The sequence below is a fragment of the Pantoea sp. JGM49 genome (assembly GCF_018257655.1).
Lineage (GTDB): Bacteria > Pseudomonadota > Gammaproteobacteria > Enterobacterales > Enterobacteriaceae > Pantoea > Pantoea communis.
Map to the genome: position 1 here is coordinate 1 of NZ_JAERJM010000034.1, position 7,245 is coordinate 7,245.

Annotated in this window: 5 protein-coding genes and 1 pseudogene; 4 read left to right on the forward strand and 2 right to left on the reverse strand. The window is 41.9% G+C overall.

The features are described from left to right. Positions 1-614 precede the first annotated feature (614 nt). Entirely contained in the window at positions 615-2,105 is a 1,491-nt protein-coding gene (gene amyA / locus JK231_RS25235; RefSeq protein WP_097117053.1) for an alpha-amylase, read from the forward strand. Positions 2,106-2,157: 52 nt separating this feature from the next. On the opposite strand, the gene JK231_RS25240 is transcribed toward amyA, so the two are convergent. After that, positions 2,158-2,388 carry a hypothetical protein gene (locus JK231_RS25240; protein WP_097117052.1) on the reverse strand — a complete coding sequence of 77 codons (231 nt, stop codon included), beginning with the start codon at positions 2,386-2,388 and terminating at the stop codon, positions 2,158-2,160. Positions 2,389-2,681: 293 nt separating this feature from the next. Here JK231_RS25240 and JK231_RS25245 point away from each other — a divergent pair, with 293 nt between their 5' ends. Then, complete coding sequence (locus tag JK231_RS25245) at positions 2,682-2,891, forward strand: DUF3606 domain-containing protein (RefSeq protein WP_097117264.1); 210 nt, start codon at positions 2,682-2,684, stop codon at positions 2,889-2,891. 68 nt (positions 2,892-2,959) lie between these two features. Here JK231_RS25245 and JK231_RS25250 read toward each other — a convergent pair whose 3' ends face one another. Continuing rightward, positions 2,960-4,333 (reverse strand): methyl-accepting chemotaxis protein, encoded by a 1,374-nt coding sequence (locus JK231_RS25250; RefSeq protein ID WP_211729910.1) that lies wholly within the window; start codon positions 4,331-4,333, stop codon positions 2,960-2,962. A gap of 334 nt (positions 4,334-4,667) precedes the next feature. Between JK231_RS25250 and JK231_RS25255 the strand changes: the two are divergent. Beyond that, positions 4,668-6,443 (forward strand): annotated as a pseudogene (locus JK231_RS25255) (GGDEF and EAL domain-containing protein). 498 nt (positions 6,444-6,941) lie between these two features. Then, positions 6,942-7,202 (forward strand): hypothetical protein, encoded by a 261-nt coding sequence (locus JK231_RS25260; RefSeq protein ID WP_211729911.1) that lies wholly within the window; start codon positions 6,942-6,944, stop codon positions 7,200-7,202. Positions 7,203-7,245 lie beyond the last annotated feature (43 nt).

Here is a 7,245-nt window from a genome sequence, read left to right on the forward strand (position 1 = left end):
GCGCGCAAAGTTGCAGGCGCAGTGTTCAATAGCAATGAAAAAGAAATGTACAATTGATGTCATATTGTATAACTTTGGGCCGCGGCTTTCGCCGCATGTAACGAATGGTGCATTGCATCACCTCTGTAAGTGTTTATGGATTTTCATTTATAGAGGTTTTTTTTAGAGTTAATCAATCTAAACAAGCGCAGCTTTAGATTTCAAATTCACCACATGAAAATTTCCCTTCCCCAATTTCATTAGAACTATTTGGCAAGAAGTCATTCATAACGCATAAATCGATTGCTACTTCTTTTTCCTCACTTAGATTTCGACCACGCTTCAACATCTTTAGTTATGTCGCATATCACCAAATGATTTAGAAATCGTCACAATAAGATAAATTTTATTTATCGACACCCAGCAACACATTAAAGGAGTTTAAGTAAAGATAAAAGACTCGTTTACGGCATTTTGCTTATACAATTCTAAAGAGCTCTGCTGTTTTTCTCACGACCAATCAATTTTTATTTCTTACGAGTTGTCAATGAAAAAAAGTAAAATATAAAAAACCTTCCGCGCTGCAAAAATCATTTTTCACTCCATAATTAAAATGTCTAAACATGGAGAAAAAAATGAAGAATCCAACTCTGCTACAGGCATTCCACTGGTATTACCCTGAAGGTGGCAAACTCTGGCCTGAACTCACTGAGCGAGCGTCAGACTTGAAGGAATCTGGAATAAACATGGTCTGGTTACCCCCTGCCTATAAAGGCGCCGGGGGTGCAGCTTCCGTAGGATACGACACTTATGATCTGTTCGATTTAGGAGAATTTGACCAGAAAGGTAATATTTCAACAAAATATGGTAATAAGGAAGATTTACTCAGGGCTATCAGCTCATTGAAAGATAATGATATTGCTGTTTTATTAGATGTTGTTGTCAATCATAAAATGGGGGCTGATGAAAAGGAGGCAGTTCAGGTCAATAGAGTGGATGAAAACGACCGTACAAAAATTGACGAAGAAGTTGTTAACTGCGAAGCCTGGACACGCTATACCTTTCCGGCCAGAGCGGGAAAATACTCTCAGTTTATGTGGGATTTTAAGTGTTTTAATGGTGTAGACCACATAGAAAACCCATCAGAGGATGGGGTATTTAAGATAGTTAATGATTACACGGGTGAAGGCTGGAATCAGCAGGTTGATGAAGAAATGGGTAATTTTGATTACCTTATGGGCTCAAACATCGACTTCAGAAATCACGCAGTAACTGAAGAAATAAAATACTGGGCGCGCTGGGTCATGGAGCAAACCGGATGTAACGGCTTCAGACTTGATGCGGTAAAACACATTCCCGCCTGGTTCTATAAAGAATGGATTGAACATGTACAAGCTGTATCAGATTCGCCACTATTTATTGTGGCTGAATACTGGTCTTTTGAGTTAGACAAATTACAACAATATATAAACCAGGTTGAAGGGAAGACAATGCTCTTCGACGCACCTCTCCATATGAAATTTCATGAGGCATCTAAACAAGGCAGTGATTATGATATGAGCCGAATCTTTGAAGGCACATTAGTTGAAGCCGATCCTTTTCATGCGGTCACGCTGGTTGCTAATCATGATACTCAGCCCCTGCAGTCTTTAGAAGCCCCGGTTGAAGCCTGGTTTAAACCGCTGGCATATGCGCTTATCTTATTGAGAGAAAATGGCGTTCCTTCAGTATTTTACCCCGACCTCTTTGGAGCAGACTATGAAGACACAGGTAATGATGGTGAAACCCATCGTGTAGACATGCCAGTCATAGATAAACTCGATAAGCTAGTGCTGGCACGTCAGCAATTCGCGCATGGCGTCCAGACATCCTGGTTTGATCATCCTAACTGCATTGCATTCAGCCGGAGTGGCACGGCGGAACAACCAGGATGCGTTGTGATAATGTCAAATGGTGATGATGGTGAGAAAACGCTTAATCTTGGTGAACCCTTAGCTAATCGTATCTGGCGAGACTTCCTTTTTAATTCCGATGAAGTTATCAAGACTAATGAATCAGGTGAAGGCGTGTTTAAATGTAAAGCGGGTAGCGTAAGTGTCTGGGTTCTCGAAGAATTTATTTCCTGATAAGCTGCCCCCCACATTACTGTGCCGGCAGAATGCATACTGCCGGCAACAATTATTTGGTGGAAAGCTGATATTCTGGGTGTTTTCCTGCCAGCAGTAGTAAAAATTCGTATTCTCCCTGACTGAGTTGAGCAGGTTTCGAAAGCGACTCTTTCATCTGCCACACTCTCAGGCTCAGATTAAATCTTTCGGCTGCATTAGCCTGAGTCATACCCGCTTCAATGCGCAAACTGCGAATGTCATTCTGGGCGGACATTACCGGTACAAAGTTGTTTTTCTTCATAACTTATCTCTGGCGTTAGTCTATGGTATGTGTAGTGGTCAAACAGATTTATAAATAACTTCACTTTCAACTGTTTAAGGCTAATATTTTTTAGTTATCGAATTAAAAATTATCGCTTCGCTTATACTTCCATCCCGCCTCGCTTAATAGCCGTCTCTATATCAGAAACATCACATAAATAGTTTTAGACATTTAATAGGGAATATTCTGCTTTTTAGTTTTATCAAATCATTCAGAATCTGACACCCCAATGAGCCCCAATTAAATCAGAAAAATATCATATGAGGTTAGTCATGAAAGACCCAATTCAACGTCGCATTCCCCATGATTTGACGCAGGTAATAATAAATGAGCACTGGCAAATTACCTACTGGACTCTTACACTCCAAACCACTCAGGAAAGACTAACCAGAGCTATCAGAGAGGTTGGCTCAAATACAGAACTGATACGAACATGGCTCAGGGAGCATCCCCCTCTCATAACCCCTAAACCCATGATTTAATTATCTGTAATTAAGCGAGAGTTTATTATCATTTGAATCAGTTATGCCAGGCCGTCGATTAATATATCTCACACCTGTGTGGTTGCCGGTAATGCGAAATGAATGATGGTCTTAGCCATGTCTTCGGTTCTGGTATTGAGCCTTACGGCTGAACTTGCAACATGCCTTACCAATGTGGAATTTTGCTGTGTGACCCGTTCAATATCGGTAACTGCTTGCGTCACCTGAATGATCCCTTTGCTCTGTTCATTTGAAGCATAAGAGATTTTCCTGATGAGTTCATCTACTGAAGAAACGCATTGGGTCACCGCTCCCATGGTGTGCCCGGCACGGTCTGCGACCTCTTTGCCCTCATTCACACGAGCGAGAGTTGTATTGATTAATCCTTCAATTTCTTTGGCTGCACTTGCGCTGCGTTGTGCAAGTGTACGTACTTCTGTAGCAACAACAGCGAACCCTCTGCCCTGCTCGCCTGCCCGGGCTGCTTCAACGGCAGCGTTTAACGCCAGTATATTTGTCTGAAATGCGATACTGTTCACTGTGGCAGTAAACTGCCGTATTTTTTCGGCTTCCTCGGTAATACCATTCATCATGAGGCCAACTGAGTTCACCAGCTTTTCGCCTTCTCCGGTGATGTATGCCGTTTTCTCAGCAAGACTGCTTGCTTCATCAGCACTTAATGCATTTTGCTGAACGTTCGCGCTCAGCTGGGTAATACTATGTGCGGTCTGCTCTAAGGAAGTTGCCTGTTGAGTAGTCCTTACAGAAAGGTCAGTATTGCCCGCTTCGATGTCTGCAGCCTCACGCTTCAGCAGGTCCGTATTATTCCTGATGGAAAGTACAGTTAATAAAAGACTGTCTTGCATGGCTTTCACCAGTGGTACCAGCTGCCCTACACAATTTCTACCCAAATCTTGCAGTGGATTAGTCAGTTCACCGGAAGCAATTCCTCTGAAATGTTCCCTTAAGGTTGTCAGAGGCTCAACGAGGTGCACGACCAGAAAGCGGTCGCAGAGAACCAGTAACATAAAGATAAATAATGAAGCAACGGTGAATGCTAACTCCAGTTTTTGACGATCATCGTTGAATGCATTCTCTTTGTCAGCCAGTCTCTCCTCGAGGAATTCTAAACGCTCTTTTGATGCTGAATTAAAATTTATATCAGAACCTGTTAAGGCTGTTCGAAATTCATCCCAGTCCGGTGTAGCAGGAACTTGTTCTGCTAAGGTTCTCTTTATGGAATCGTCACCTGATTTCATCGTATTACCTGCTCGGGTCAGAAAGATGAGTTGAGCAACCAACTTTCCCTCACGCTGCGTTTGTTTATGTAGATCTCTTAAGATTTCTGAACCATATAAGCCTGCAAGAGCAACAATAATAAAAGCCGCAACGAGAATGCACTGCACTACCCGGCGAATAGTAAAATTTGTAAGAAAGTTCATTTAATTACCTGGTGTTGTGATTAATTTAGACAAAAATAGTAACCATATAAATTATTTTAGTAGTGCGCTATTAGATTGCGCACAAGTGCGTTATCAGTTAGAGTCTGGCAGGCATTTAAAAAAAAGGAAATATTCCAGCAAGAAATATTTTTCTCAAACAGATTGACCCTTTTAATTAAACTAAAAAAAACAGGACGAACTCAAGGGGCTGTCTTATGATGGCGAAAGAGACAACAAAAAGCGTAATCTTCAGTCAGTTTTTAGCTTCTTCTTCCGGTCGGTTATTTTTCTTTCACTTTTACGTTCCGGTTATTAGACCCGGCACGGGGGATTTATGGTAAAAAATTTAAATGCTACTAATGAACGTCGAAAACGAGCGCTTGACGCCCTTCTCGCACCTGATGAAGGAAGGGACAGTGTTCTGAGAAAATTTGTTCATTTAGCCAATCAGGCGCTGGGTATCCCTGGAAGTTTCATTTCAGTTTTAGATGAGGAGTTCCAATACATTCGGGCCTCACATAATTTCTCACTGAAACACTCAAAAAGAGATGAGTCTTTATGCCAACATGTTGTTAATGACGACAATGCTCTCATCGTTCCAGATACATGGCTGGATGCTCGCTTCTTAACCCACCGCTTTGTTACTGGTGAACCCTAAATACGTTTTTATGTGGGCGTTCCGCTCAAAGATCGTGAAGGCCACGTATTAGGTACTTTTTGCGTAACTGACCGGGAACCACATCCGTTCAGCGATATGCAACTCGCGACACTACAACAGCTTGCTGAGTTGGTTATGTCATTTCTCGAAGCCTGGCATGCCACCGGTTTTAATGACCCTGTCACTCTCTTGCCCAACCGCTCCCGACTAATCAGCGATATGCAGTCGCTCGCTGCAGAAGGAGATAAGGTCAAGCGTCGTCTTATTATTATTGATTGCCTGAAAATGGCTCATGCTTATGACTTGGCTAAAACAGTTGGAATGGTGCCGGTTGAAGAACTTCTCAGGGATATAGCTATAAAATTGCCTCGCCGAATACGTCCTCAAAACGGTGAGATGTTCAATGCGCTTTCCACTGGACGTTTTGCCATTCTGGTTCGCGACGAAAGCCGCCTGGACGCCTCGTGGATTGCAGGGCGTATGGAAGGCATCTGTGCTGAGTTAGGTAATGGGATATCAATAACTCTTACTTCCCATGCGGGCCAAACGGTTTTCACGGCGATTTCATCCAAAGCCTGTGATGTCGTTCGCCGTGCCTCGGCTGCGCTTGAAGAAGCGATCGATAAAAATTTACCCTCAGTGATGTATAAAGAGTCTGAAGAAATAAAACATTCAAATGATTTTACTCTTATGAATGAGCTTTCTGATGCAATACGTTTTGATAAAGGCTTATACCTTGTAAATCAGCCTAAAACCTGTCTCACATCGGGTCAGCCCGTCGGCCTGGAGGCGCTGATACGTTGGACACATCCTGTCAGAGGGGAACTGTCACCCGCGGCATTTGTACCCATGGCTGAACAAACGGATCTACTTCATGAGATGACGGAATGGGTGATTGACAAGACGATAGCCTGCCTAAAGCGATTCAATCGACAGAATATTCAATTGCCCATCACAATCAACGTCAGCCTGAACGATTTCGCGAAAAACAATTTTGCAGATTTATTAGAATCAAAAATGCTGGAAGCACGTTTATCTAATAATCTCTTGGGAATTGAATGCCTGGAAACTGAGCGGATTATAGAAAATGCACAGGCACTATCCGGTTTGCATAGACTTTATGAAAAAGGGTTTACCATATCTCTGGATGATTTTGGGACAGGCTATAGTAACATCAGTTATCTGAGACGAATGCCGCTGGATATAATAAAACTTGATCGCTCACTTATATCAGGTGTTTTAGAAGATACCTCCTCGCTTATCATCGCGCGCAGTATTATCAGAATGTTAAAAGAGCTGAATTATACGGTGCTTGCGGAGGGTGTAGAGGACGCTGAAGTAGCAATTCTTCTGCGTGATTTTGGTTGCGACCAGGCTCAGGGGTATTTCTTCTCTAAGCCGCTATCTGATCCCGAACTGGACATATGGCTTCAAAGACGCTTAAAGAACTGAAAGCACAAATTTAGTTAACCAGATACCTACTATGACTTGGTTGCGCATTACTCCATTAACACTATTCCTGTTGCTCACTTTGGTAAATTATAAGATTCATCCTGGACGTTTTAATCACAAAAAGCACTATAATTTTTTTCTTAATACAGATAATTAAGCACCCTCTAGAGGGATGAGTAGCTTTAAGAATCGGTTATAAAAACAACTTTTAAATCCAGCTTTTAACCCGCTATTGCGGGTTTTTTCTCAGCAATAAAACGATCAAAGCAATTCTTACATCACTCGTAGAAATACGTTTTTTAATTTAAGCTATTGTTTAACGACTGGATGCGCGTAAAAAATCGTATTAATATGTAACAGCTTAAAATTCGAGTTGGCCTATGGCTGCTATTCTCACCCCCCTTTGTTGCTTTCAAAAGCGTTCCCAAGGAAAATTTCTCTGCATGTAACCAAAGCAATGGTTAAATTGTGAAGAATTTATTGCAAAGGATGGCTGATATGAAACTTGCTCAGAAACACTATAGATTATTATCAATAATTAAAGAGAGAGGATCAGTACCCTCCTCCGTCAAACCCGTTGTCAGGAAAGAGTTATCAGAGATGGGGCTTGTTGAGTTTCTCTTAGGCGATGAATGTATGCGTGACAAAGAGCGATATAAACTTACTCCGCGCGGGAGAGAAATATTGGATGAATATGACTTTAATCTGGCCGCAAATGCGTTTAAAAGCACCTGTCAGGGAAAACGAAACTCCAGTTAAAATCTATAGATCATTGTATTTTATAAGATATTCAGAGATAGCC